Origin of the sequence: Scytonema sp. PCC 10023 (genome assembly GCF_963920835.1) — a bacterium.
GTDB lineage: Bacteria > Cyanobacteriota > Cyanobacteriia > Cyanobacteriales > Nostocaceae > Kalymmatonema.
Map to the genome: position 1 here is coordinate 51,743 of NZ_CAWUDP010000009.1, position 26,048 is coordinate 77,790.

23 protein-coding genes and 4 pseudogenes are annotated in these 26,048 nt (G+C 44.6%); 14 read left to right on the plus strand and 13 right to left on the minus strand.

Translation table 11 applies throughout. The annotated features are described in order from the left end of the window. Positions 1-144 precede the first annotated feature (144 nt). From ACM0OZ_RS07780 to ACM0OZ_RS07790, 3 genes are all read right to left on the minus strand, one after another. Positions 145-687 carry a DUF2085 domain-containing protein gene (locus tag ACM0OZ_RS07780; RefSeq protein WP_414582218.1) on the minus strand — a complete coding sequence of 181 codons (543 nt, stop codon included), beginning with the start codon at positions 685-687 and terminating at the stop codon, positions 145-147. A 217-nt stretch (positions 688-904) separates the two neighbouring features. Then, positions 905-3,016, minus strand: coding sequence for a TIGR00300 family protein (locus tag ACM0OZ_RS07785; RefSeq protein ID WP_414582220.1), 2,112 nt, complete (start codon positions 3,014-3,016; stop codon positions 905-907). A gap of 238 nt (positions 3,017-3,254) precedes the next feature. After that, positions 3,255-3,650: a hypothetical protein gene (locus tag ACM0OZ_RS07790; RefSeq protein WP_414582222.1), complete on the minus strand. Its 396-nt coding sequence runs from the start codon at positions 3,648-3,650 to the stop codon at positions 3,255-3,257. Between the two features lie 289 nt (positions 3,651-3,939). On the opposite strand from ACM0OZ_RS07790, the gene ACM0OZ_RS07795 reads away from it, so the two are divergent. From ACM0OZ_RS07795 to ACM0OZ_RS07805, 3 genes and pseudogenes are all read left to right on the plus strand, one after another. Continuing rightward, entirely contained in the window at positions 3,940-4,212 is a 273-nt protein-coding gene (locus ACM0OZ_RS07795; protein ID WP_414582223.1) for a hypothetical protein, read from the plus strand. A 35-nt stretch (positions 4,213-4,247) separates the two neighbouring features. Beyond that, a pseudogene (locus ACM0OZ_RS07800) lies at positions 4,248-4,499 on the plus strand (HlyD family secretion protein); the annotation flags it as partial. Beyond that, positions 4,496-4,667: pseudogene (locus ACM0OZ_RS07805) on the plus strand (ABC transporter); the annotation flags it as partial. The pseudogenes ACM0OZ_RS07800 and ACM0OZ_RS07805, both read left to right, overlap by 4 nt. Positions 4,668-4,836: 169 nt before the next feature. Here the strand turns inward: ACM0OZ_RS07805 and ACM0OZ_RS07810 are convergent. Further along, positions 4,837-5,019 carry a hypothetical protein gene (locus ACM0OZ_RS07810; protein ID WP_414582224.1) on the minus strand — a complete coding sequence of 61 codons (183 nt, stop codon included), beginning with the start codon at positions 5,017-5,019 and terminating at the stop codon, positions 4,837-4,839. A gap of 651 nt (positions 5,020-5,670) precedes the next feature. Here ACM0OZ_RS07810 and ACM0OZ_RS07815 point away from each other — a divergent pair. Further along, positions 5,671-6,789: an FG-GAP repeat domain-containing protein gene (locus ACM0OZ_RS07815; protein WP_414582225.1), complete on the plus strand. Its 1,119-nt coding sequence runs from the start codon at positions 5,671-5,673 to the stop codon at positions 6,787-6,789. A 237-nt stretch (positions 6,790-7,026) separates the two neighbouring features. On the opposite strand, the gene ACM0OZ_RS07820 is transcribed toward ACM0OZ_RS07815, so the two are convergent. After that, a complete protein-coding gene (locus tag ACM0OZ_RS07820) occupies positions 7,027-7,893 on the minus strand; it encodes a TetR/AcrR family transcriptional regulator (protein ID WP_414582227.1) in 867 nt (288 codons plus the stop codon). Positions 7,894-8,067: 174 nt separating this feature from the next. Here ACM0OZ_RS07820 and ACM0OZ_RS07825 point away from each other — a divergent pair, with 174 nt between their 5' ends. From ACM0OZ_RS07825 to ACM0OZ_RS07850, 6 genes and pseudogenes are all read left to right on the plus strand, one after another. Next, positions 8,068-9,402: an ABC exporter membrane fusion protein gene (locus ACM0OZ_RS07825; protein ID WP_414582229.1), complete on the plus strand. Its 1,335-nt coding sequence runs from the start codon at positions 8,068-8,070 to the stop codon at positions 9,400-9,402. Positions 9,403-9,501: 99 nt separating this feature from the next. After that, positions 9,502-10,677 carry an ABC transporter permease DevC gene (devC, locus tag ACM0OZ_RS07830; protein WP_414582231.1) on the plus strand — a complete coding sequence of 392 codons (1,176 nt, stop codon included), beginning with the start codon at positions 9,502-9,504 and terminating at the stop codon, positions 10,675-10,677. A gap of 452 nt (positions 10,678-11,129) precedes the next feature. Continuing rightward, a complete protein-coding gene (locus tag ACM0OZ_RS07835; protein WP_414582232.1) occupies positions 11,130-11,264 on the plus strand; it encodes a hypothetical protein in 135 nt (44 codons plus the stop codon). Continuing rightward, a complete protein-coding gene (locus tag ACM0OZ_RS07840; RefSeq protein ID WP_414582233.1) occupies positions 11,257-11,397 on the plus strand; it encodes a hypothetical protein in 141 nt (46 codons plus the stop codon). The genes ACM0OZ_RS07835 and ACM0OZ_RS07840 overlap by 8 nt, the downstream gene beginning before the upstream one ends. A 357-nt stretch (positions 11,398-11,754) precedes the next feature. After that, a pseudogene (locus ACM0OZ_RS07845) lies at positions 11,755-12,045 on the plus strand (hypothetical protein); the annotation flags it as partial. Between the two features lie 138 nt (positions 12,046-12,183). Continuing rightward, positions 12,184-13,182, plus strand: coding sequence for an RICIN domain-containing protein (locus tag ACM0OZ_RS07850; protein WP_414582321.1), 999 nt, complete (start codon positions 12,184-12,186; stop codon positions 13,180-13,182). Between the two features lie 492 nt (positions 13,183-13,674). Here the strand turns inward: ACM0OZ_RS07850 and ACM0OZ_RS07855 are convergent. The 4 genes and pseudogenes from ACM0OZ_RS07855 to ACM0OZ_RS07870 form a co-directional block, all read right to left on the minus strand. After that, positions 13,675-13,919: pseudogene (locus tag ACM0OZ_RS07855) on the minus strand (transposase); the annotation flags it as partial. Continuing rightward, complete coding sequence (locus tag ACM0OZ_RS07860; protein WP_414582234.1) at positions 13,903-15,204, minus strand: phthiocerol/phthiodiolone dimycocerosyl transferase family protein; 1,302 nt, start codon at positions 15,202-15,204, stop codon at positions 13,903-13,905. The gene ACM0OZ_RS07860 and the pseudogene ACM0OZ_RS07855, both read right to left, overlap by 17 nt. Before the next feature lie 106 nt (positions 15,205-15,310). Next, complete coding sequence (locus ACM0OZ_RS07865; protein ID WP_414582235.1) at positions 15,311-17,182, minus strand: hypothetical protein; 1,872 nt, start codon at positions 17,180-17,182, stop codon at positions 15,311-15,313. 156 nt (positions 17,183-17,338) lie between these two features. Next, the gene (locus tag ACM0OZ_RS07870; protein WP_069350606.1) at positions 17,339-17,644 is read right to left on the minus strand and encodes an acyl carrier protein; all 306 of its coding nucleotides are present in this window, start codon (positions 17,642-17,644) and stop codon (positions 17,339-17,341) included. A gap of 610 nt (positions 17,645-18,254) precedes the next feature. Here ACM0OZ_RS07870 and ACM0OZ_RS07875 point away from each other — a divergent pair. After that, entirely contained in the window at positions 18,255-18,449 is a 195-nt protein-coding gene (locus ACM0OZ_RS07875; RefSeq protein WP_414582236.1) for a hypothetical protein, read from the plus strand. An 85-nt stretch (positions 18,450-18,534) separates the two neighbouring features. Here the strand turns inward: ACM0OZ_RS07875 and ACM0OZ_RS07880 are convergent, their stop codons facing one another. The 4 genes from ACM0OZ_RS07880 to ACM0OZ_RS07895 form a co-directional block, all read right to left on the minus strand. Beyond that, positions 18,535-18,735 (minus strand): DUF2795 domain-containing protein, encoded by a 201-nt coding sequence (locus ACM0OZ_RS07880; protein WP_414582237.1) that lies wholly within the window; start codon positions 18,733-18,735, stop codon positions 18,535-18,537. Positions 18,736-19,213: 478 nt separating this feature from the next. Continuing rightward, the gene (locus ACM0OZ_RS07885) at positions 19,214-20,074 is read right to left on the minus strand and encodes a fatty acid desaturase family protein (RefSeq protein WP_414582238.1); all 861 of its coding nucleotides are present in this window, start codon (positions 20,072-20,074) and stop codon (positions 19,214-19,216) included. Positions 20,075-20,178: 104 nt separating this feature from the next. Continuing rightward, positions 20,179-21,534: a guanitoxin biosynthesis MATE family efflux transporter GntT gene (gene gntT / locus ACM0OZ_RS07890; protein WP_414582239.1), complete on the minus strand. Its 1,356-nt coding sequence runs from the start codon at positions 21,532-21,534 to the stop codon at positions 20,179-20,181. A 207-nt stretch (positions 21,535-21,741) separates the two neighbouring features. Next, entirely contained in the window at positions 21,742-23,451 is a 1,710-nt protein-coding gene (locus ACM0OZ_RS07895; RefSeq protein WP_414582240.1) for an HAD-IIB family hydrolase, read from the minus strand. Positions 23,452-23,659: 208 nt separating this feature from the next. Here ACM0OZ_RS07895 and ACM0OZ_RS07900 point away from each other — a divergent pair, with 208 nt between their 5' ends. From ACM0OZ_RS07900 to ACM0OZ_RS07910, 3 genes are all read left to right on the plus strand, one after another. Then, positions 23,660-24,583: a ribonuclease D gene (locus tag ACM0OZ_RS07900; RefSeq protein WP_414582241.1), complete on the plus strand. Its 924-nt coding sequence runs from the start codon at positions 23,660-23,662 to the stop codon at positions 24,581-24,583. A 13-nt stretch (positions 24,584-24,596) separates the two neighbouring features. Then, positions 24,597-25,400: a tetratricopeptide repeat protein gene (locus ACM0OZ_RS07905; protein ID WP_414582242.1), complete on the plus strand. Its 804-nt coding sequence runs from the start codon at positions 24,597-24,599 to the stop codon at positions 25,398-25,400. A gap of 118 nt (positions 25,401-25,518) precedes the next feature. Then, positions 25,519-25,959: a VOC family protein gene (locus ACM0OZ_RS07910; RefSeq protein WP_414582243.1), complete on the plus strand. Its 441-nt coding sequence runs from the start codon at positions 25,519-25,521 to the stop codon at positions 25,957-25,959. Positions 25,960-26,048 lie beyond the last annotated feature (89 nt).

Below are 26,048 nucleotides of genomic sequence, written 5' to 3' on the forward strand. Positions count from 1 at the left end.
CGTGTGCTAGGCTGCATAGCTTTGCGTTGTGGTACTCAAGAGTCAAGAGTTATCTAACGCCTGAATTTTGCACTCTTGACGACCTTAAAGACAAAATATGTAGATGCTTGCAACCGCAGATGTACGCAAATGAATACAGATAGTTTATCTGTGTGTATCTGTGTGCATCTGTGGTTTGACATTCAAAAAACGGCGTGACTGATGCAATATCGGCATAGTAAATAAACCCCATGCCAAACCCGTAATTAATCCAAAAAGCGTTACAACCTGATTATGAAAACTCCACCAACCCAAAACTTCTGCGGCTAATTCTAATGGATAAGCCATCATCAATACAGTAGCGATCGCCACACCACTCCAACCATACTGACTTAACCAATAAAAACCTTTACCACCTGTCACTCCATACAATACACGCGTTATCAACAACCCGGTGACAGTACCGTAGCAACGCATACACACAGCCATCATATACGGTGGCACCAATTCTACCCCCATATGGGGCTGTGGGCATACATGAGCGCCCATAAAATAAATAATCTTTGCAATTACAGGTAACAATGGTAACCCAGATGCAGCTAAAAAAGGAGCAGCAAGCGGTCCAACGACCATCCCTGCTAATAAAAAGTCAGTGATTGCACTGAGCCAACGAATTTGTAGCTGTCTTTTGAAAACTACTCCTTCCATTCTGTCTCCCTTTCTTTACTCTGGGTTCTTGGCGTTTTGGCGGTAGCCTGCGGCACGCCCTTTGGGTTCGCAGTCGCCTGCGGAGGGAAACCCTCCTGCAGCGCTGCCTCACCGCTACGCGTCTACGTTATTTTAAACTTCGGGGATTGGTGCCCGTCCTATGAACTGGGCGGGCAGGATGCCCACCCCACTGGGATAATTTATTTTTTAGAAATCCCTAAACTACTTTACCAATATAAGGGCTTGTCAACTTCTGCAATTGCTGCATCAACAGACTCAAGAATAACCCCACATCTGTCACTACACCAACTGATTCTATTGAACCTCTGTCGCTTAACTTCGTCACCACAGCTGGATTGATATCCACACAAACCATCTTCACTCCCGCCGGAGTCATATTGCCGACGCCAATCGAGTGCAGCATACTAGACAACATCAAAATCATGTCCGCGCCTTTGAGCAGTCTGGCGTATTCGGTTTGTGCTTTGATCAAATCCATCTCGGTATCGGGTAAAGGACCATCGTCCCGAATCGAGCCAGCAAGACAGAATGGGACACCGTTGCTGACGCACTCATACATCACGCCACTTTTAATGATGCCAGCTTCAACAGCTTTGGCAATGCTACCATAACGACGCATAGTATTAATCACTTTTAGGTGATGGCGGTGTCCACCGCGTACAGCCACGCCGCGCTTCATGTCCACACCGAGAGAAGTCCCCATCATTGCTTGCTCGATGTCATGGACGGCGATCGCATTTCCACCCAAAAGCGCTTGTACGTATCCTTCTCGAATCAATTGTGCTAGATGTTCGCCGCCACCTGTATGAATCACCACAGGACCTGCTGTGACAGCAACTTTACCGCCTGCATCCCTAATTTTACGTAATTCCCATGCCACTTGTTCAACAACAAGTTCCACGCGTCGCTCACTGGAAACTCCCGATGACATAAAGCTGAATTCTTGAGAATTCCGTTGTTCGCGTGATTCGGTTTTGCGGATGGTACGGATACCTTGTACATCCACAACAACAGACTCACCCACTTCTAAATCACGTAATATTTTACACCTTGCTAAGATACCTGTGGGCGTTTGAGTGACAGCAATAGCGCCATCCATCCGCTGATTTTGCACTTTCACCCATGTACCATTAATTCTGATTTCAGTTGGATAAATCGTACTAACGTAGAAATCATCGGGAGCTACGCCTGGTTGAGTCACAGGTTCTAGCTTGACATCGCGCTCATCTTGAGGTAAATCCACCGCGCCCAAATCAATGAGATGCGATATGATGCTTTCCATCACCTCATGCGAGGGAGCCGACACCTTGACATCTGCTTGTGAGGTACTTTGCCGCTGCTCTCCCAATTGAAAATCGAGGACTTGGAAGCTACCACCGTTGTCAGTAATCAAATCCAAAGCGCGGTTAATCAAGCCGGAGTCCAGCAAGTGTCCTTGTATACGTAATACTCGGCTCTCCACCGACACATTCGCATGCAATTCTTCGCGTACTGGTTCTGTTACCCGCAGCGTCAAGCATTTAGCTGCACCGCCAGCTTTGAGAAATTCGGTCAAAGGTGTTTCCAGCACCCGGAAACCAGCATCTGCAAGACGTGCTTTGAGTTCTTCACTCGCCTTATTCATCACAACGATGTGATCCACATTCACCGCATTACAGGCGAAGTTCACTGCATCCGGTTCTGAGATTGCAATTCGCTTGTGTGCTGGTACCCGCATTTCAATAACGCGGTTGGAGTAGGAATCAAAAGCAGGTGGATAGTACAGCAAATAGCCGTCCTTGAGAGGACAGAAGCAGGTATCTAAGTGGTAAAAGCGCTCATCTATCAGGCGCAAAGACAACACCTCGATATCCAGCCATTTTGCCAGGTAGGGGTGAGAATCTAATTCTGTACGGAAACCGTATCCAGCCCAAAGCCAGCGTCCTTCCCGATCCAGCAGTGCGTCTCCTGCACCTTCAAACGGCAAATCTTTGGGTAGTTCGTGGACAGTGTAGCCATTGTCTTCAAACCACTGCTTGAAATAAGGCTCCTCTGCCTGACGCTCTTTGTGTAAAAAGCGACTGAGAACAACGGTTTTTCCCAGCAATAAGCCAGCATTGGCGGTAAATACCATATCTGGCACACCTTTGTGGGGTGATACCAAATCAACGATCGCGTGTTCTTTGAGGATGTGATGCAGTTGTTCCCACTGTTCTACAGCGCGATCGCGCGATGACTTGTGAATATTCCCTTCCATCCAGGGATTAATCACATAGTCTACATCATAGTGGTCAGGAGCACACATCAAAAAGCGAATTCGGGAATCCATAAAAATCACACTTAAGGTTAGATGCAATCAGCCTTTATGTTTAGACGCAATTTGCCTTTAGAAATCATAGATTTTTGTTGAATCGATTCTGTAAAATCTGCTACTAAATTTCTGGCTGTTTGTAAAAGGCGGCACAAAGGCTATGCTCTATTCTATCCTGGAGAGGGAAGACAAAATCCCCGCGCATTTATTTATGGGGATGCATTCCTTCGCGCTGTTTGTGACAACTGAGTTCTTCTTAAGGTGCAACAACGCTTCTCACCATTGGGTTGGGACGAAGGGCGAGCGTTGATGAGAGCATTTCACCGAAAATCGAAGGGCGGAAGCCCCTGGCTTTAGACATGGGGAGGAAGCCCGTAGGGGATTTTAATCCCCGTCCAATATCCGGGGCAAGGTGACAGTATCGTGCGACAATAAGTATATGCCGAAATAGGAAACGCACTGTTGACCCGACAGGAACGGCTCTCCAGTAGGCAAGAGACGGCGAGTTGTCTCGCAAATGGGTAGAACATATTGCTTGCTCAGACGGCAATCCAATGTGTTTCAGGGGCGTGGGGGTGAGTACACCCTCTGTGAATCGTAACCACGCCTGGAGGTTCGTGAGGTAGTGAGGCGGAACCTGAACAGGAACCACTCCGCTACTGAGCAGGGCTGCTAAAAGCCCCCGGCTTCTAGCCGTGGGGAATGCGTTACACAGCTTCTATAATGTAGGATTAACTAACATATTGATGTTTTTGTATACAGCACTATTGTGGAAGTACACTGGGCGCGTCCCTTTGGAGTTAAACCGATGATCACAAGTGAGATGAAGTCAAAGGTTGATCGCCTTCCGGGGTGTTTAAGCCTTATGCTGGGGTATCTAGGGCGGTGCTGATTTTTACCAAGACAGGGGCAGGGGGACGGATTACGTTTAGTTTTACGACATGGAGGCGGATGGTCTTTCCCTGGATGATAAGCGTCAACCTGTGGAAGAGAACGATATCCCGGATTTGTTGCAGCGGTGGAAAGCGCGAAATCCTCAACAGGATACAGACCGCACGGGCAAGGCGTTCTTTGTGTTGAAGGATGAGATTAAAGCCAATGGTTATGACCTTTCGATTAATCGCTACAAAGAAATTGAGTATCAGGAAGTGAACTATGAGCCGCCCAAGGTGATTTTGCAGAAGCTGCGAGATTTACCGAAAAGTTGGGTTTAAAGCCCCGTCGTTCTAGGACGGCTTTTTATTTCTTTTACCAAAGTGATATCAGTAAAGTCCGTCCAGGACAGCAGGTGCAGATAACTAGCGATGCTCTACCAGATGAGTTGCAAGGAACAGTCGATCGCATAGGCTTACAGGTGCGTCGGCAGAGTGTCGTCAACACTGACCCTAGTACCAATATTGACGGCAGAGTGGTTGAAGTTCATGTCCGACTAGATAAAGCCTCAAACCAAAAAGCTGCTCAGTTGACCAATTTGCAGGTTAAGGCAGTGATTGCAATATGATTGGATTCATACAACAGTTACAGCGAAGAACACCTCTGGGATGGCTGCAACTAAATCATGAAAAAAGTCGTTTGTTGGTAGCATTGTCAGGTATTGCCTTTGCCGATGTTCTGATATTCATGCAGCTTGGCTTTCAGAACGCACTGTATGACAGAAATACTCGCTTCAACACTGTTTGTATAATTATAAATATTGCTGGCGATCGCCCCTTAATAAGCGTCTCAACTCCAGTTCTTACATTCCTTGGCACCCACTTCACTACCACAACCCCTCTTCAAAATTGGCGAAGGTATTGTTCCGCAAACCAAGTTTTTTAACAGTTACCAGTTATCAGTTATCAGTTATCAGTTTCATCCTTTGCATGTTTCAGTCCCCCACCAAGAGCACCGTTCGTCGTCAGACGTGCCGTAGGCATAAGCGTTGGTGGTGAGCCACTGCGGTCTTGGGGTTTCCCCAAGTAGAGCAAGTGGCGAACCCGGAGGGCGGGTTTAAATCCCCCACCAGCCCGAGAAAGCGTCACTGCGTAGGTAGCTGTTCACTGTTCACTGTTTTAAATACTTCTACTGACGAATAAAGTCTGAAGGATAAGGAATAAAAAATGAAGGACTTGATATTTTAGGCTTTTGCTTTCTTTTCCTAGAAAACATACTTTATTCTTCAGACTTTTGCTTTCTTTTCCTAGAAAACATACTTTATTCTCTAGACTTTTGCTTTCTTTTCCTACAAAACATACTTTATTCTCTAGACTTTTGCTTTTTTTTCACACAAAACATACTTTGTGCTTCCCGCGTACTTCCCACTTTTGCTTTCTTTTCATACACAATAGACTTCATACTTGACTACTATAAGCAATATTATTAAGTTTTTATGAAGTTATTATTTTAATCATAATTTGGTTACATTTGTTCGGCAAAATAACACAAGGTACACAAACAAGTCATTTTTGACACTATACTCACTTTTGTCTTGTTCCTCTTGCGCGTAATTTCTGATACACTATTTCATCTCAGGATAGCCTGATTTGGTTCATGCAAGTATTCTTTTCTACAAGATTTTTGCCAAGTATAATTTCTTTATTAGTAGCATCTACACCATAAATGTTCTGTATAGCTAGCTGTGCAGTTCATTTCCAATCTTTCCTAAAACACTTTTTCCAAACAAAGGATAAGCCATGGTGCAGACAACCGTTTCTGGGACAACTAACTACACAATTGGTGATAGTCGTAAACCTATTACCCCCAATTTAAGTATTACTGACCCTAATAATGGCCGAAATGGTACATCGGTCATCATCACTTCCGATGCTAACCAGAATGTGCCGCCCCAAGTCACTTACAACAATGGCAATGTCACGGTGACCTTGAATGATTTTACTGGCGACGGCAGACCAGACATCCTCTGGCGCAACTATAGCAATGGTGAAACTGCCGTCTGGGAGATGAACGGTACCGCTTTGCAGCAGTCGATCCTGTTACCTCCAACCCAAGATACTCGTTGGGAAATCGAAGGTCAGGGAGACTTTACAGGTGATGGCAAACCAGAAATCCTCTGGCGCAACTACTCCACTGCTGAAACTGCCATCTGGCAATTGAATGGTACTACCTTACAACAATCAACCTTGCTGACCGCAGTCCCAGATACTGCTTGGAGAATCGAAGGGGTGTCAGACTTTACGGGTGATGGTAAAGCCGACATTCTCTGGCGCAACAATCGTAGTGGTGAGAATGGTATCTGGCAGATGAACGGTACTACCTTAGAACAATCAACTTTGCTGCCCACACTCGAGGATACTGCTTGGCAAATCAAAGGTCTAGCAGACTTTACAGGTGATGGCAAAGACGAAATTCTTTGGCGCAATAACCGTACTGGTGAGAATTCGATTTGGCAGTTGAACGGTACGACTCTACAACAGTCGATCTCACTTACCCCACTTGCAGTAGATACTGGTTGGGATATTGCGGGTCAAGCAGACTTTACAGGTGATGGCAAAACAGATATCCTCTGGCGCAACTATAAGACTGGCGATAATGCTGTCTGGCAGATGGATGGTACCACCTTTGGGGAGTCTATTTCGCTCACCCCAATTGCTGATACTCGTTGGCAAGTCAAAGGGCTGGCAGACTTTACAGGTGATGGTAAAGTTGATATTCTGTGGCGCAACAACGGTACTGATGAGAGTACTATTTGGCGGATGAATGGTACTGCTTTAGCAGAGTCCATCTCACTCGCCACAACTGGAAGTACTGCTTGGGAAATCAACTTCCCGTCCTCGTTTGCAGTAGCAATATAAGCTGCATAACAGTAGACTTCTTGCACAAGTCGGCAAAAGGCAAAGAGCAAGTCGCACTCAAAGGCGACGCCTTTGAGTGCGACTCTGCCGCGTCAAGGAAGCTTCCCATGCTTCGATTTGTGTACTTTCCTGTTATTTCATATGCTCACAGGCTGGGTAAGTAAAACTACATTTACCCAGCCTGTGGGTTTTTTATTTTTTCACTCTTTTAACCATGTATATACAATTAACAAATCCTCAAGTAAGTTCACCATCACGAGCAATGATTTCGATCACCTCACTGCGGGTGAGTTGATTTTTAGCAGCGATCGCAGCTAATTTTTCCCAAGCTGTATCTGTGAGTCTCATAGATCTTAAACGTTTCGGCTCAGAATCGTAGTCTCGCTCAAATTTACCTGAATCGTTACGGTTGCGCCGAGGAGATTTTTGCTTTGTCCCTGAGTACTGAGGAGCGCTGACATCTTTTACAGTCTGATTAATAGTCTGATTAATAGTTAACAAGTAAATCAAGTTGTCAATTAGGCGATCGCGCTCCATTGGTAGAATGTCATTGCCATGCAGTATTTCCTGAATCAGGATGAAATGTACTAATGTTCCAACAAACACTCGCGCCGCGACTTCTGGATCAGGTAGGTTGAGTTCAGTACGAGATGCAAGGAATTGACACAAATCCTCCAAAAATGATTTTTCAAGGTTAAGAACAAAGGCTCGCGCTAACTCCGGAAAACGTCCAGACTCACCAACGATCAAGCGAATTAATCCTAACACCTGTTTGTCAGCTATAGAGTTGTCTAGCATACAGAACGCTAAATGGCGCAGGATTGTAGATGCTTCACCTTGCATCAATTGTGCTTTTTGGGGGTTAAATGCTGCGTAATACTTGGATACAATCAATTGCTGTATGAGAGCAGTAAACAGTCCTTCCTTGTCTTGAAAGTGATTGTAGACGGTTGTTTTAGACACACCTGCTGCTGCTGTCACCTGATCCATAGTTGTCGCAGCATAGCCATGTGCCAGAAACTCTTGCATTGCACCTGCCAGAATGGCATCCACTTTTTCTTCTGATGGCTTACGATCTAGATTATTTGTTTGTGTCTTTCTCATTTTTCGGTTCTTCTACTTTTACCAGGTTATAGCTATAAGGTTGGCTGTAGGGACACAACCATCCTTTCCTAACACCGGTGTATGACACCAAGCACTGGGGTGAAAATCTTTCTTGACATAATTGTACTGTACCGTCTAGTTTAGAATAAACAAACTAAACTGTATAGTTTATTTATGTCCCAATTGAATCAGGAGGCACCTTATGTACGCGATGCAACAGCTAACGGTTCTGCATCCTTGAAGCATAGCCGTCGCCCACTGATGATACTGGCAATTGCTACAGCTTTTATTGTTGCTGGGGTGACAACCTACAGATTCTGGCGATTACAATCACAGCAATCTAGTGTGACGCAAACGTCTAAGGTTAGCATCCCCAAAGTCACAAAAGTGGTTGCTTTAGGAAGACTAGAGCCACAGGGAGAGATCATTAAAGTTTCAGCTCCGACATCGAGCCAAGAGAATCGAGTTGAGCAATTGTTAGTCAAGGAGGGGCAAGAGGTAATAGCAGGGCAAGTGATTGCGATTCTTGATAGCAAAGACCGGCTCCAAGCTGCTGTCATGAAGGCACAAGAACAAGTGAGAGTCAAGCAAGCAAACCTCAAGAAAGTACAAGCAGGTGCAAAACGCGGTGAAATTGCCGCGCAACAAGCTCAAGTTGAGCGATTGAAGGCGCAGTGGCAAGGTGACAAGACAGCGCAAGCAGAAGCGATCGCCCGACTGAAAGCGCAGTGGGAAGGCGACAAGATAGCGCAACAGGCAACCATGAGAAAACTCTTAGCCCAACTCAACAATGCTCAAGCCGAATACAAGCGCTATCAGCAGTTATATTCTCAAGGTGCAATTTCTCTGTCTTTATTTGACAGTAAGCGCCTGAGTTTAGACACTGCAACACAGGAAGTCAGAGAAGCTCAAGCAGTCCTTAGCCGTATTGATGGTACGAGTAGCAGGCAAATCAGCGAGGCTCAAGCTGTTCTTGCGCGGATGAACGCGACTGGTAGCAAACAACTGGGCGAGGCTCAAGCGACACTCGAAAAGATAGCTGAGGTGCGTCCAGTGGATGTGGAAGTGGCAAAAGCAGAAGTTGATGATGCGATCGCCGAAGTGAATCAAGCTGCTAAAAATCTGGAACAAGCTTACGTGCGAACGCCTCAAAACGGACAAGTATTGGATATACATACACGTGCTGGTGAAGTGGTATCAAGTAATGGCATCGTTGAAATTGGGCAAACCAGTCAAATGTATGTAGTTGCAGAAGTTTACCAAAGTGATATCAGTAAAGTCCGTCGAGGACAGCAGGTGCAGATAACGAGCGATGGTCTACCAGATGAGTTGCAAGGAACAGTCGATCGCATAGGCTTACAGGTGCGTCGGCAGAGTGTCGTTAATACTGATCCTAGTACCAATATTGACGCCAGAGTGGTTGAAGTTCATGTCCGACTAGATAAAGCATCAAACCAGAAAGCTGCTCAGTTAACCAATTTGCAGGTTAAGGCAGTGATTGCAATATAGCGGTTATCAGTTGAGTGCAATACATCAAGAAATAAGAACCACAGATGGACACAGATGAACACAGATAAATAATTACTTGATCCAAACGAGAAGTGCTATATGATTGGATTCATACAACAGTTACAGCGACGAACACCTCTAGGATGGCTGCAACTAAATCATGAAAAAAGTCGTTTGTTGGTAGCATTGTCAGGTATTGCCTTTGCCGATGTTCTGATATTCATGCAGCTTGGGTTTCAGAACGCACTGTATGACAGTAATACTCGCCTCAACAGAGTTTTGCATACAGATATTGTTTTAATCAGTCCCAAAGCTCGTAATATGCAAAATTTGTCAACATTTTCGCGGCGGCGACTGTACCAAGCATCTTCTATATCAGGAGTGAAATCGGCAGAAGGACTGTATCTTAGTATGATCACCTGGAAAAATCCCCAAACCCGTAGCGAAACATCAATTCAAGTTATTGGGGTTAATCCTGACCAACCAGCTTTCCAGTTACCAGAAGTGAACCAACAGTTAGATAAGATTAAGCTGCCGGATACTTTGCTATTTGACCATGATTCTAAAGGAGATTATAAACAGACAATTGCCCAAATTGAACAAGGTAAAACTGTTACCACCGAAATAGAAAACCACACCATCACTCTCGGTGGCTTATTCAAGTTAGGAACTTCCTTTGGGGCTGATGGTAACTTGATTACCAGCGATCAGAATTTCTTACGGCTCTTTCCTGGACGACAAGCAGCCAGTATTAATTTGGGTATGATTTATCTTGAACCAGGGTATGACCGGAAGCAGGTCGCAATAGCATTACGAAGCTACTTACCTGATGATGTCAAAGTTCTCACCCATGAAGAATTTATCCAGTTTGAGGAAAACTACTGGCAGAAAGAAAGCCCCATCGGCTTTATCTTCGGTCTGGGCGTGTCGATGGGGTTTATAGTCGGCATCATTATCGTTTATCAAGTTCTTTCCACTGATGTGAATGCTCACATCAAAGAGTACGCTACCTTGAAGGCAATGGGGTATCACAATCTCTACTTCTTAGGAGTGATTTTTGAAGAAGCAGTTATTTTGGCATTTCTAGGCTTCATACCAGGAGCAGTAGTCCCGTTGGGACTTTACCATCTCACCAGAAATGCGACAAATTTGCCGATCTACATGACCTTAGCACGAGCCTTGTTGGTGCTGGTGCTGACCATCGTTATGTGTCTCATTTCCGGAGCGATCGCCACCCGCAAACTTCAAGCTGCTGACCCTGCTGATATGTTCTAGAAGCCAAAAGTATTTGACTGATGACTAATGACTAATGACTAAAATTAAGTCTGGGGTCGATTCGCTCGATGCCGATTTTTTCATGGGGATTTATATATGAAAACTCGGCAGTTAGGGAGTGCGATCGCGCTGTGCCAGTTGCGTAAGTCCTAATTCCGTGAAAACTTAAGTGTTATCTACCTAAAGACATAGATTTTTAAATTGTATTTTATTTAACTAGATTTTAATCATTTAGTTATGCAATTGTGAGTTCTATCACTGGATAAAAATTAGAGTAAGTAGGTCAACCTAATTAAGTAGGTCGGTACAAATAAAGTTAACTCGTCAAGGCAGTCATTAGTCTAAGGCCGGGGTTTTAGAGGCTTTTACATTTCTTAACATAGTTCGGTTTATTCCTACCTATCTACTTAAACCTAAGGGATTTCCAAGAAATAAATTATTCATCTTGTCTTGTGGGAGAGCAAGCGCTGCGGGAGGGTTTCCAACGACAGTTACCTACGGCGGGAGACCCCGAAGTTTGCCCGGAGGGAAACCAACGCCCAACGGGAGAGCCAGTTCCCTACGGCGGGAAACCCGCCGATGACTGACTGGACTCACCAGTCGCCTGGCTGTCGGGAAACCCTCCTGCATAGCGCTGGCTCCTCCTTGCAACTTCTCTCCGCCTTCAGTACTGTCTCCTCCGCAGGCGACTGGCGTTGGGCGTCGGGTGCCCGCCCTTGATTTGAACGGGCTTTCTGGCCTGTTCCACAAGAGATTTTTGGATACTTTTTTATTTGGAAGTCCCTAAGACCTCGCTTCCATTCCTGTCCCCTAGAAGGGGAGAGGCTTTGACTCTCCCCCTTCCCTTATAGGATGCAGCTGATCACACCTTTGGGAATTATGCCTTTTGAAGGCAAAACTTTTTGATCAAAGGAGTTGTTCAAGTTAATGAGTATTCCGATTCAGGTTTCACCTGCAACAAACGATCTGACCTTATCCATAGATCAAACGTTCGCCGAAGTGGTGAAAGTCACTATCCCAAAATCTGGGGTAGTCCCCAAAGTGGATGTTTATTTTCTCGCAGATACGACCAGTAGCATGAGGACGGCGATCGACGCCGTGAAAAATGGGATCTCGGATGTCCTAACCCAAATCGGAGAGCTAGGTGCCGATGTCTGGTTCGGGGTTGGCGAATACAAAGACTTTCCGGCTCCGGTTACTGGCGAACATCCCTACGCCTTCGCGCACCAGCATAGCCTGAGTGCCGACACCGCCGCGATCCAAGAAAAAGTAGCTAGCTGGACGACTACTTCTGGTAAGGACGTTCCAGAGGCTCAGTTCTACGCCCTTGATCAGGTTGCCGAACCACCAGGTGGCAACATTGGTTGGCGTGCAGATTCCAAGCGGATCATCGTCTGGTTTGGTGACGCCGCCGGTCACGACGCAGTCTGCAAGCAAATCTCCAATTTATCCTACGACATCACCGAGAAATCGGTTACCGATAAGCTAGTCGCAGAGAAAATCAAGGTGCTGGCCCTCAGCTTGAGAAGCGACGGCGCTCCGGCGGGGCTGGACGACGATCCGAAAACGAAAGCTACTGGGTATCAGCGATCCTGCGGCGATCCGGGCGGCACCGAGGGACAAGGGACAAGGATCGCCAAGGCCACAGGTGGCAAACTTGTCCAAGGTGTCAGTGCAAATACGATTGTGGAGACGATCGCTGCTGAATTGGCAGCACAGATCACCGCGCGAGGGAACGTCAGTCTGGTAGCCAGCGGTGCCACGGCACCTTTTGTGCAAGCGATCGCACCAGTCGGCGGTCACGGTCCCCTCAGCAGAGACCAAGACCATGAAATTAGCTTTAATGTTTCCTGGATTGGCACCGTACCAGCCACCTACGAGGATCAGGTCTTCAACGGCTCTCTCGATGTCATTGCCGATGGAGAAGTCGTTGGCGGCAAGACCGTCAAAATTACAGTACCACTCGATGAGGAAATTCCAATGCCACGCCCAGATGATGTTTCCGGTAACTGGATGTTGATTCACCACGTGACAGGTGCTTATTTAATAGCTGATCTTTACAGCCCCACTGACAACGATGGAGTCCATCTCTGGAGCCAAAATCCTCCTGTTACTACAACAGGGAACAAAGGACACCTGTGGGTTCTGGAGAAGCAAACCGATGGAACTTACCTCATCAAGACCTGGGAGAAACAATCGGATGGATCGGCAAAGTTCTATCTCGAAGCGCCAAAGCCACCTACAAGTGACTCCGGGCACACAAGATTGCAACCGCGCAGCGACAATAGTTTGCAGTCCTGGGTACTCGTTCCAGTCAGCAACGATCCCGACACTTACGCTATCCAACCAAAAGATTTTCCCGACTATGCCCTAGGGACTGTTAACAATGATTCTAGGTTTGTTGCCATGCTCCTCAAGCCGTTCGTGGGTATCAACCGCACCTGGGGAAAACCCACTTTCCACCACTATTGGCAAGTGAGCAAGCCTCCCGCTGATGCCCAGTGAAAAATTGTCAAAACTCTGTAGATTTGGTCACAAACCGCACCTGAGGAAAACCAACTTTGCATAACTATTGGCGACTGAGCAAGGATTACACTGGGGGGAACTAAATCTCTGTAAAGACGGCTATCTACCGTGATTTTTCGTCTTCTTCGCCCGTTTCATTAAAACCGGAAAAATCTGCCAGCCTCATTACAAGTTACTGGTTCTAAGCCTCGTCTTGACGTAAGATGCCCCTAACCCAAGATTTTGGGTGCCAAACTAGCGCTCTTTTAGGGGCGATTTTTCCTCTGGCTCGGCAGATTTTTACACGTTTAGACCCAACCCCTTTTTTCCACCTGCGGAATGCTGGTGGACACGTATGACCGTTCCATCAACGTAGTGAACCTCCCAATCGAGTTTTCCTTGTTCGTCTGCGTTAGCGTTCGCGCAGCGTGTCGCGATAGCGACTCAGCTCCTCCTTTAGGAGGCTCGCTTGCAGATGTTCCCAAATTTGATTCCAAACTCCGGCTTTTTGCCAGCGATAAAACCGTGTTGCGATACTTTCCCACAAACCATACCGTTCTGGCATATCGCGCCACGGTGCTCCAGTTCTTAATATCCATAGAATACCGTTAATCACCGTGCGGTGGTCATTATTCGGCTGTTCGCGGTTTTTGTGGTGGTAGTAACGGTTTTAACCGTTCCCACTGTTCGTTACTTAAGTCTCCAAAATTTGTATTGCACTCAAACGAGAACCTCAATAATACAGGACACGACGTTGTTCACAAGAGTCTCCATCGTATCCTGACTGATTGAAGGCTGAGAAAAAACAAAATTTAACAGCATTTTTCCCTGAAAAGTTGAGGCGTTCGTAGCGAAAATACCTGCATACAAAGAATTAGAGCCAGCGTAGCTGATTTCTTCTAGTTCAAATGAGCCGTAAACTTTGGGGATGTTGACTTTGCCAATATTGGAGACAGATACAGTGGCAGAGACTTCGTTGGGGACGGCGAGAAAAAACTTGATGAACTCCTTGGACATCAATATCATCTTAAAGATATCGCTGTGCTTGGTAACAGCTTCAAGGTGTTGTTTCACATCCCGAGCTAATTCCCAGAAGGATGTATTGATATGTATCGTGTGAAATCCCAAAATAGACGAAGCTAACACACCCATGTGCTCATCAGTGATTGCAGGTTCCAGGCGTTTCCTCAAATCAAAATATGACAAGCAGCTCACTCGTACATCTTTTCTCTGACCTTTAGCTATTTTTCCCGCTACTGTAAACAACAGTGCAGCGCACAAAGCACTCTGCACTGTGGTATTTTCCTGCCTGCAACGATTTATCAGCTGTTGGGTCAACTCAGGGTCAAGCTGTCTATGAATGATGCCACAACGACGCTTCGCAATGGGTGCATACTTTTCAAAACCTAGTGTTTGCGGTCGGTTCCAGATTTTCTGAAACCCAAGCCGTAAAAACAGGAGCACGCCACTTATCCTACCACTGAAACCCTTTGTCCATATGGGTAGTAGTTCTTCAATCGGTGGAAGCGCGTTTAAGCTAGCAACTGAGTTCATGAGGTCGCCGGACACAATTTTATGACAGTACTCCAATATTTCTGAGTGAAGTCGGACGCATGATAACGCGTCCGAAACCCCGTGGTGTACTGTTGTAATCAGGTAACTAACATGGTCTTCGCTTAAGGTATGAACAAGTACTGCTCGCAGTAGATTTTTGCTACTATCAATTTCCTCGTTCAGTTCTTCATGAACGACTTCTTGCCACTGGCAATTGTCCAAGTTCACAACACGCAAAGCAATCTTTGCTGTTCCTTCAGTTTGAAAGCGGAGATTATTAAGAGAACCGACAATCCGAGAATTAAGACGAGGATGACGATGCTGGATGAGATCTAGAGCCTGTTTGAGAATTTCTTCACTTAGAGGTCCCTTGATCCGACTAATAGTTACGACATTCCAAGTTTTGGCACAGCGATTTAAGATTTCCATAGCTTGCTCGACGCGTCCCAGTTTTCTGTTGGCAATCATGATGACTTCCGATTTCACATTCAAATCAACTTTACTTAGGACGCATCATTGGCTCAGATTCCCGACTTCTTCTAGAAGTCGGGAATCTTGTTGTGCAAATTTATATTCAGCTATCAGCTATCTTTGCCTTAAGAGAAGCAAAATGTTTTCCACCTAGTTCAATTTTTCCTTTTTCACACCCAGTCTTGACTCTTTCTACTAGATATTCCAAATCGTAAGCGATGATATTGGTTCCATGGTCTGGTTCTATCAAACTAGCTAAGGTAATATTTCCGCCATGTTGATTTACCAGGTTATAAATACTCAAAAAATTGAAAACTCCAGATTCATAGGTTCCACAAGGCACTGAAGGATTGTTAACTCCAGCATAATATTCATTCACCTGAAACCACTCAACTGTTGGGTATCCGTGGAAATGGATCATTGGCAGACCATTTCTCATTAAGTTTGGTGCATACAAAGCTGCGGACATAGCTATTCCCAGCATGACATAGACATCATAGGAAGGCTTGATATCTACGACTTGAGAATCAACTCCCTGTGGTAACTGTAGCAATAACCTTTCTGTCAAACCGATTCTAACTATGTCACTTTCAAGACTCAACTTAGTTTTGTTTGAGCCAGAACGAGCACTTAAAATCCAGATATCGGGAATCTGCTTAAATTTATATTCTGTTCCTATCTTAGTTTTTAAATATCGTCTACCTATTGAATTTTGGCGGACTTCATCAATACTGAATTCTTCAACAGGAGATAGATTTTTCCAATCTTGCTCAGTTATTTCAATTTCTCCAATGTAATGTGGTGGCTCTGCATACGCAACAAAGCCATAAGAAACACCTGTTCTGCCATTTACGATGACGTTGACGATATCTCTATAGGACTTTCTTTTAATTACCTCGCTTAGCTTTGAACCAGAAGGAAAGAGATTTGTTTCTGCCAGCTTATTACCCAAACTCAGTAATTGTTTTGCATAACTTGATTGCTGAGGCTCGAATTGTTGTATTTGAAATTTGCTCAATGGCAAAGGTAATATGGGAACGTATACCTTGGGAATGAGTGAATTTAAAACAAAACTATCTATCTCATTTATAGAAAATACGGAATCTGAAAGATTCATATTCAAAATTGAAAAATGGGAATTAGACACTCCAATCACAATTTCTGAAAATGTCCTGATGAGAGTATTCAACCCAATTTTTATCTTTTCTTGATACGGAGTTTTGGAATTCACAAACTCTTTATCTAATTCCGTGAGTACAATCACCTGAGTATTTGTTGGGTCTTCAATGTATTTAGCTGCACAATCTTCAGCCCAACCGATTAACTGAGCAATTCTCGTTACCGATATTTTTTGCCCCTTCACAATAAAACGAGAATAGATTTGATACAGATTTTCTGCTAAATTTTTATTAAATCGACTTATTAAAGAAGGTGGTCTATCTACATCAATGACAGCATTTATCCCAGACTTTACCACCCTGGTTTTGATACTTTTCTTCCAGTTAAGAAACGGGATATTAATTTCATAGCGAAACTCTGTTATAGCTTTTTCCCACGGTAAAACTTTCACCCCATATGAGTGCAGCTTCAGTTCTAGTTGTTCTCTAAATGTGAGAATTTCTTGATTTTTGTATCTATTCGGCACAGGTCTAAAGGTAACAGTTAGCCTTTGAGCCATCAATCTAGGATCGATAATCGGTTGCTTACAATCTGGATTTAATTTATCGCCTGTTTCCCCAATTAAATGACCGATTGTTTGCAGACTTAGATCATAATCCCGCGATACGGTATGAGAACTTATGGGAAGATTACCCTGACGTAGAAATGCTATAATTTCCAGCTTGTGTGCAGCTATTTCTGCCTGTAGATCTGGCGTTAATATTCCTTTGGGAGAACGGATCTTGAGTTTGTCATTCTCAACCCAGATCTGTACAGACTGTTGCCTGAGAGTTGCCAAAATTTCGGATGTATTCATAGTTTTTTGCAATCTCTTTAAAAACAACTGCAGCGTTCACATTTCAAAACTTATGTACCAAATACCAGAAAATCGGTTTATTCGTAGGTAGCTGATTGCTAAACCCACGATTTTTGCTCTTAACCGAGTTTCTTTGTGTAAAAACAACTGCAAACTTTAAATTTGAAAAAGTTCTGTCTCCGAACCTCCAAATTCTTCGGCTAAACGCTGGGAAAGCGATTCAATAGTGGGGTAATGCCACACCAGCAGGGGAGATAACTGAAATCCCAGCAATTTCTCCACTTTACTAGCAATAATCATCACCTGCGCTGAATCCAAACCGTAGCTGTCGAAAGGCTGTTGAATGTTTATCTCTGCTGGTTGCAGTCCTAGTAACTCAGCAAAAAAAGACGCCAGCCATACTTGAAGGTCTTTTGCGGTATAAGAAGGTTGTGGAGTTGAAGCGGGATTGGATAAACTCATAGAAATTCGTAAAATTTAGAAGGAACTCGGTGATATTAGTCTTTTGTCAAACAGGGAAAAGTCAAATCACACTTAATTTTCTTCTCGCAATGCTTTAAGCCCATTCGCAACTTCCAAGATTGACATACATAGGATAAAACCCAAAACCCTTTGCGTGTAGGCATTTTCAATTTCGTCTCGGCTAAGCTGACACGCATAGGGCTATGGCAATCTGATTGAGTTGAGAAAGGTAGAGCAAACTTGAAGATAGGCAGTTCTAAGCAGTAGAGGAAGCTAATCTGACAACCCTTCACCAAAAGCAATTTCCTCACTCAAAATTCAAATATATTTCCGCCTAGTTGTGTTGCCAAATTGGCAGAAATTGCTTATCGAGGAGAGGGCTGGAAAAAATCTGGAAGAGGAGCCATCAGTTAGGAGCATGTCAGATCCAATACTGTCACGCGAGAAGTAAAATAACACGAGCTTTGCTGGTGCTAGTGCTGACCATCATTATGTGTTTAATTTCCGCAGCGATCGCCACCCGCAAACTTCAAGCTGCTGACCCTACTGATATCTTCTATAGCAATCCGGTTTGATATTTGAAAAAATCTAAGTATCTTTCGGGTGAGCAATGCCTGCCGTATCTGGCTTATATCTAGATTTTGGTGAGCATTGCCCAACGCCCTTCGGGTTTGCCAGTCGCCTAGGTCGGGGAGACCCTTTCGGCAGAGCCGGCACGAGGGAAACCCTACCAAGAGCGCTGCCTCTTAATATCAACTTAAAAATCAACGCTGGTGAAATCATTATTTTACTCAGCTTCTTCTAGAAACCAAACTATAGATAATACCCCATCATCAAGGGTGGGGTATGGCAGCTAGCTATGCGTTTAGCACACCCAAAAATTGCTATTGCTACGCTGATTCGCTCCCGCAGATAACTTCGCTTACAGCCGTTAGCGTTTCATACTGCTTATCTGGTAACTGTTTCAAAGCCCGGAGGACTTGTTCGTCGGAACCTTGAATCTCAGCATACATAACCAAGTCTTTCTTGCTTGCTGGGTAGTGAATACCTGTCAAGTTTTTCTCTAGCTGCGCTGAGTTTACTTTAGACATGATTATTCTCCTAAAGGTTTAGCACCGTGTACATTTTTACCTTATAAAAACTAGCAGAGGAATAAAAGTAGGAAGTATACCCAATAAACAGGGTATATCTCCGTTTTTTTCAGTGTTAGCCAAATGCCCAACACAACTGATGGTCACTAAGTGATACCAGTGAACTATCTACACTGCCCTTGCGTGTTAGTGTAGGCTTCCCATGTACCCCTTTTAGGGGTACAGTAGTGGGTTGTTGACCCTCCGGGTATGCCCAGTGGGTACGGCCACGGCTATCGCCTGTACCGTGCAACCTCCGGAGGAGGCACGGCACGCTACGCACATGAAGGAGCCCGCGCTTTGCGCTTACGCCAGTTACCTAGGTCGGGAAACCCTCCTAATGCCTACGGCAACGCTGCGCGCCCTTCGTAGCTCCTCCGTAGCAGGCACAGTACTGGTCTGACCTATCACCTCTACAAATAGATAAACTCCAATCGACTTAACAAACTGTTTTTAATTGCCGATAGGCTTTTAATTGCCGATAGGTATCGAAAAAACTATGAGAAATATCAGTAACTTCTGAGCACAAAACCTTGTGAGCTTCAGGCAGCTTGTACCAGGGTATAATAGGGCAGAGATGGTGAACGTGATGGTATCCAATGTTATGCGCAAAATAATTCATCAGAAAACCGACGTTCGTTCGCGTTCCAGATTGAGTGCCATAATGCTGGTCTATACTTTGCCAGTAAAGAAAGGTACTAAAAGTCCATATCAGGGGAACAAACCAGTACAACAATAAGATGTGGAAAATACCTGTCCAATAAAACAAAGAAGCAACAGGTATCCAAAACAGAAAAATCTTTCGGTCAAAAAATCTATTGTAATCTGCATTATGAGTCAAGAATTGGAATTGAAAACCAGCATATCCAAGAATCGGCTTGACAAACCAGAGAAAGAAAAGGCTGTTTCGAGGATTTAAAAAGCCTAGATTCTCATAAGAAGGCGGTTTTGGATCTTCGGGTTCGCCAAAATATTTATGATGATGCGAGTGTAGTTCTCGATATTTAGGCACTCTAGTAAAAAAAGGAAGTGCATAGAGAAACTCTAAGTGGTCGTTCCACGAATGCTTCTTAAAAAGATTGTAGTGAGAAGCTTCGTGTACGAGAGCTTCTCCTAAGCCATACTGAAACGCTCCGATGATCCATATCGAAATGATATAAATCGGCAAACTATTTGCCCAAATACTGAAAGCAGTAATAAGGAAAATACCGCTCCAGCTCCTAAATAGCACAAGGAAGGCTCTATAATCACTGCGTTCGATAAAGTTTCTAGCGTGATTTACCATTACAGAAGTTCCCAATTGGTCAGCTATAATTATTCCACGACTTTGCAGCAGCTCAAAAACACGCCAATGTAACCGGGAATTACCAAACGCGATGCTGAGGCGGCTCCTCGGGAGCATCGCTATAGCTTAGGGAACTGGCTGGCGGCAGTAGAATGGCTTTCAAACGTCTGCGGCAACTGGACTCCAAGTACTACTACTCTTGTTGCCATCAATGCTGATGTAGCCAGCCACAAAAGATGGTTACTGTGAGCCAACCACCCCCAAATCGCCACAGGTGCAAATCCCAACAAAATTGCTGCTAAGGCAGCGTTACGCAGAGATTGCCCTTTTGCCAATCCCGCAAAATACCCCTCCAGAATCCAAGCAATTGAAAAACAACTCAAGACGACAAGTAACCAAGGAACATAGCTTTTCATTGGCTCTATAACTTCGGTGTGATTGGTTAACAACCCAAATACAGTCTCAGGTAACAGAATGCACGCACAAGAAGCGGTAACTCCCACCAGCAAGCTAGTGAACAGCGAAATTTGCAATAGGGGCAATAACTGATCATTTGTTTGTTGACCTTTAAAATTTCCGGTTAAAGTCTCGGTTGCGAATCCTATTCCGTCAACCAAAAACATGATCAGAAATACAACCTGTTGGAGCAAGGTATTTTCAGCTAATATCTCTGTGCCGAAAGTTGCACTCAAATTGAAAAAAATAGTCCAAGCGGACATATAGATTAAAGACTTAACGAATACGTCGCTATTGAGGATAAAAGTAGATTGAAAAGCCGACCAGTTCCAAAACTGCCGGGCTACGGTTCGCAACTGTTGCCACTCGATACACCGACTCGCTAAGAGCATACCTAGTAATAACGTTAAATACTCGCTAATAGCTTGAGACAGTCCAGCCCCGGTACTTCCCAAATCCCACCGCATAATTGAGAAGTAGTTCAGCACAATATTAGCGGCGTTGCCAACAGCAGTTAACAGCAATACTTTGCCACTTTGTTCCCGTCCCAGAAACCAGCCAATGATTACGAAATTGAGCAAAACTGCGGGTGCTCCCCAAATCCGGGCATTAAAGTAAGCCAGTCCGATAGACTCAACCTCTGGAGAGCCGTTCAATAGGGCAAATCCCAGCGCTCCTATAGGATACTGCAATATAAAAATAAGAACGCCCAGTACTAAAGCGATGAACCCATTCCGCAGGAACGTTTGTAACATCGCTTCTTCGTCGTTCCGTCCGACGGCTTGAGCTGTTAGTGCGGTAGTTGAAATTCGTAAAAAGAGCGAATTTTCGTAAATGTAGTTGAATAGAATTGTCGCTAAACTAACTCCTGCTAAATAACGGATTTCCGTGAGATGACCTAAGAAAGCAATGCCGATCAAACCCGCTAAAGGCTCTGTGAGATTGGAAAGAACATTGACAACCGTCAATCGGTAAAAACGACGTAAGAGGTCATGGTTGGCTTTTGCATAATCAAACATAGAAAGAGCATTTAATCCCTTCGCTTATATAGAAGGGGAGTCAGCCTCTCTCCTTATAGGAGAGAAGTTTGGAGAGAGGTTGTTGGTAACAAAACTTAATTTACCCTAATTTGGGGCTTAAGTGAATGGTATTGCTTTGTAGCTAAGGAAAGTAGGCAGTGCTTAGATTCGGCAATATGCGAAGTGCAGCAAGCTTCCGAAACTCATTTATGCTGGCAAAGTATAACGTTGTTCTATTGCCGCTTTAATTGCCTCACGACTTTCACTAGCCGAACCATTAGCAGTTTCCTCTATCTTTTGAACTTCCTCTGCCAAAGATTCGTCCTTAATTGCTTCTCGGAACCAGCGCGAGTAATCTCCTTGTTGCAGATGGTACAACCAAGTTTCCTCATCAACGCCCTCTGCAAGCTGAGTGAACAAAATCAGGTTCTGGGCGCGGAGATTTAGCTTACCTTCTGATCCTGTGAAGTAAAAGCTCTTGTCTTGTCCTAGTTCTCCTTCAGCATACTTGCGAACGTGACGACGGCGTTCAGTATGTCCTGGGGTGATGCGAAAGCGGAAAGGTTCGGTATCTGTTTTTCGGAACCATGCGATCGCTTCTCCTGGTTCCAGCTTTTGGGGCGCAAGTTCTGGCGGACAATGACCGACCACTGAGCAGAATTGCTTGATGTTTTCCTCTGGCGACTTACCGACGGTGAGCATAGTGTCTACTAAAGACAAGGCTGCGGGTGCCATCTGGTCGGGATGCACGGTAATAAACATTATGCCATCTAACTTTTGAGGCAATGTCACAGAGGCGGGGTTCCAAGAGGAAGGCATGAGATGGTGTGCTTCGTCTACCACTATCCAATGAGGATGACCGGTACGTACTCGCAATTCCTGCAATTGGGGTAGCAATTCGGCAAAGAATGCCGGACGATCCGCTAAAGCAATCCCTAGTAAATTTATAATGACATTCTGATCAGGTTGCTCAAGTAAATCCAAGACTTCCTCTACTCTGGGCGAACGGTTAGCATCACCTAGAACAACCGCACCTTCAAAGTTTTCGTAGTCGCCTTCCGGGTCAATGATGCAGAATTGGTATTTTTGTTCTGCGATGCGTTCCAGCATGGCTGTTGCCAGGGTAGATTTGCCGCCGCCGGAAGTGCCAGCCAGCAGTATACTTGAACCGTACGCCTTCATGTGTACTTCAGAATCATCTTCCCGCGTACCCAGCAAGATATTGTGTTGCAGTTGGGAATCTATTTCCGACAAATCTGAAGCAAGTAGCTTATCAATAAGTTCAACGACGCCAGCACTGCGACTGCCTTGTGTGACAAAATCCACACGTTCCTTCACCATTGGCAAGGCATTGGCAACGGCAACAGAACACTCGCACAATTCCAGGAAAGCATGGTCATTTTCGGCATCACCAACACCCACAACATTATGTGGCGATAACTTCATCTCATCCAACGCTGCTGTGAGTCCGGCTGCTTTGTTAATGCCTGAAGGCAGTATCATCACTGCACCTTTGTTAAAGATAACCTGCAATTCTAGTCCTAAATCGCGAATGGTTTCTAATACCGTGGTTTCATTAGGATGCCAGGTAGCAACAATGACTCGACCTACAGACAAAGGGTCAACATGGCGATCGCGCAATGCTTGAATAAACTGTTCGGGTGGTTGCGAACCCAATGGTTTCTCCTGACGTGTAGCAGGCGAATACAACAAAGCGCCGTTTTCCGCCACGACACAATCAAATAAATCTATTTGCGGAAATACGCGCTGCAAATCATCTAGCTCACGACCGGTGACTAAGATGAGTTTTCTCCCAGAAAGCCGCAGGCGTTCGAGCGCTGCTATAGTTTCATCATTCACACGACCGTCTGCGGCTAAAGTGCCATCATAGTCAGTGGCTAAGACAAAGTAGCGCATGGGCAATCAGAAACAAGATTATTTGTGAGACAACATTACATACATATATAAAATGACTTGAGCTAGCAGTTTAGGCTATCCAGCTTTGGATATAAAACGAAATTAGCCTGCTACATAAGTACAACGACAGAAAGATAACCAAGAAAATGCTAAAAATGGAGAGCTATAACTTGATACCTCTTCCGAATTTTTCAGGAAATATTAGCTTATGCCATACCTAACATCAGCAAGCGAAATCCGTTCTATTGTCGCTGAATATACCAAAGCTAGCATTTTGTGGATTGATACAGAAATCGCAGACTATAAAAGCCGCAATCCTAAACTGTCGCTGATTCAGGTATTGGACGATCCACAAGATTTGAGTGGCGATCGCATCTTTGTTTTGGATGTACTCAATTACCCTGATGTTGTGGCTGAATTTATTGACAAAATTATGGTCAATGCCAATATTGAAAAAGTTTTTCATAATGCTAGCTTTGACCTGAAATATCTGGGTAACAAGAAAGCAAAAAATATCACTTGCACTTTAGAAATGGCAAAAAAAATTCCTTACTATGCCTTGCCATTACCTAACTATCAACTCAAAACTCTAGCTGCAGAACTTTGTCATTTTAAGAATATAGATAAACAAGAACAAGGTAGTGATTGGGGAAGGCGACCCCTAAGCGAAGAACAAATCGAGTATGCTTATCTAGACTGCATTTATCTTGCTCAAGTCCATCAACGTTTGATAGAATTAAACCAAGAAATTAACCCAGAACCCGCAACGGAAAACTTAACATCACTGAATGCAAGATATGCTCAGCTTGAGGAACAGTGGAAACTGTTAGACTCAGAATTCGCAAATCTCCAAGAGCGAATAAAAAAAGCTATGCTTGCTCAAAATGTAACAGAAAGCTCTTATTTCAAGCTGAGTTCTTACGAGCGAAAAACAGTAAAAGTACCGTTTACACAACTTGCAAGGCTAGTACAAACTCAAGATATCGATTTAGATTTTCCAATCACATTGACTCAAAAACTACAAAAAGATTTAGGAGAAAACCTAGAACAACTGTCTGTAGATATTGAGCAAACCACGACTTGGCGACTGACTTCTAAAAATCAAGAAAGTGACGAAAACAGTGATCAGTGATGAATGATAAAGAATGAAAGCTGTCTGCAGAACTGCGCTTACTGTATTTATTGCTCTTGGAACCGTTTCCTGTAGTAACGCTAAGGATGTATTGGTTACAGAAATCGGAGTCCGTCCTGCTGGACGTCCAGCAGCACGACCTTCACAAGCGAGAGACTTTTATATTCAGGGTCAATATCAGCAAATTAAAGGAGACTCACAAGGGGCGATCGCTTCTTATTCCAGAGCAATTAACCTCAATCCCAACTATGGAACTGCTTACAATAGCCGGGGACTGGCTAAATTTGATTCTGGAGATCAGCAGGGGGCGATAGAAGATTACAACCAAGCGCTTAATATCAATTCCAATGATGCTCAAGCGTATAATAACCGAGGCAATGCTCGCGCCGCACAGGGAGACACAAACGGGGCGATTGAAGATTACAGCCAAGCAATTCGCCTCAATCCCAAATATGCTGAGGCGTACAATAATCGGGGAAATGCTTTTGCGGCAAAGGGAGACAGAAACGCGGCGATAGACGATTACAGCCAAGCTATTAATGTTAATTCTAACTTTGCCGTTGCTTACAATAACCGGGGAAACGCCCGCGCCGCCCAAGGAGATAGAGAGGGGGCGATCGCCGATTACAACGAAGCCATCCGTCTTGCTCCCAACTTTGCTGCAGCATACAATAACCGAGGAAATGCGTATGCTGCGCTAGGAGATAAACAAAAAGCTATAGAAGATTTGCAGCGAGCCGCAGAAATTTTTGAGAAACAGAATAATAAACAACTATATCAACAAGTGATGAACAATATCAAAGAGTTAGGGCAGTAACAAAAGATATATCTCAGGCGAAGTGGACTTATATAGAAGTACAAAATTGGCTATTGAAACAGTCCGTTTGGATAACCTACTCTGACAGTAACAGGCATTCTCGAAGAGAGTATATCTTATGACTGAGAAGCAAACTGTCAACGGCATTGTTGAATCCGTGCTGTATGTCGAAGACTTGGCACGCTCGCTTAAGTTCTACAAAGACCTATTCGGATTTGAGAAAGAGGTCATGGATGAGATGATCTGTGTACTCCGGGTGCCCAACCAACAAGCCCTGATCCTGTTCCCCAAGAGCATCGCTCAGGAGCCGGGGAGGACAACATCTCCCGTCGGTACGGTAGAAGGGGTGATTCCTCCTCATGGTGGAAGTGGTCGGTTGCACGTAGCATTCTCAATTGCGGCGTCCGAGCTAGAGTTTTGGGAACAACGACTGGCTGAGCGAGGTATCCCCATCGACAGCAAGGTTCATTGGAAACGGGGCGGCTGCAGCCTGTATTTCCGAGATCCGGATGAGCACCTCCTTGAATTGATCACCCCAGGATTGTGGACATTTTATTGAGGTTGTTATACCCATTTACCAAGAAAGAACCAGAGAACACAGTTGTCAGAACTTGGAATAAAAAAGTCTCATACGTTGGTCAGTATAAG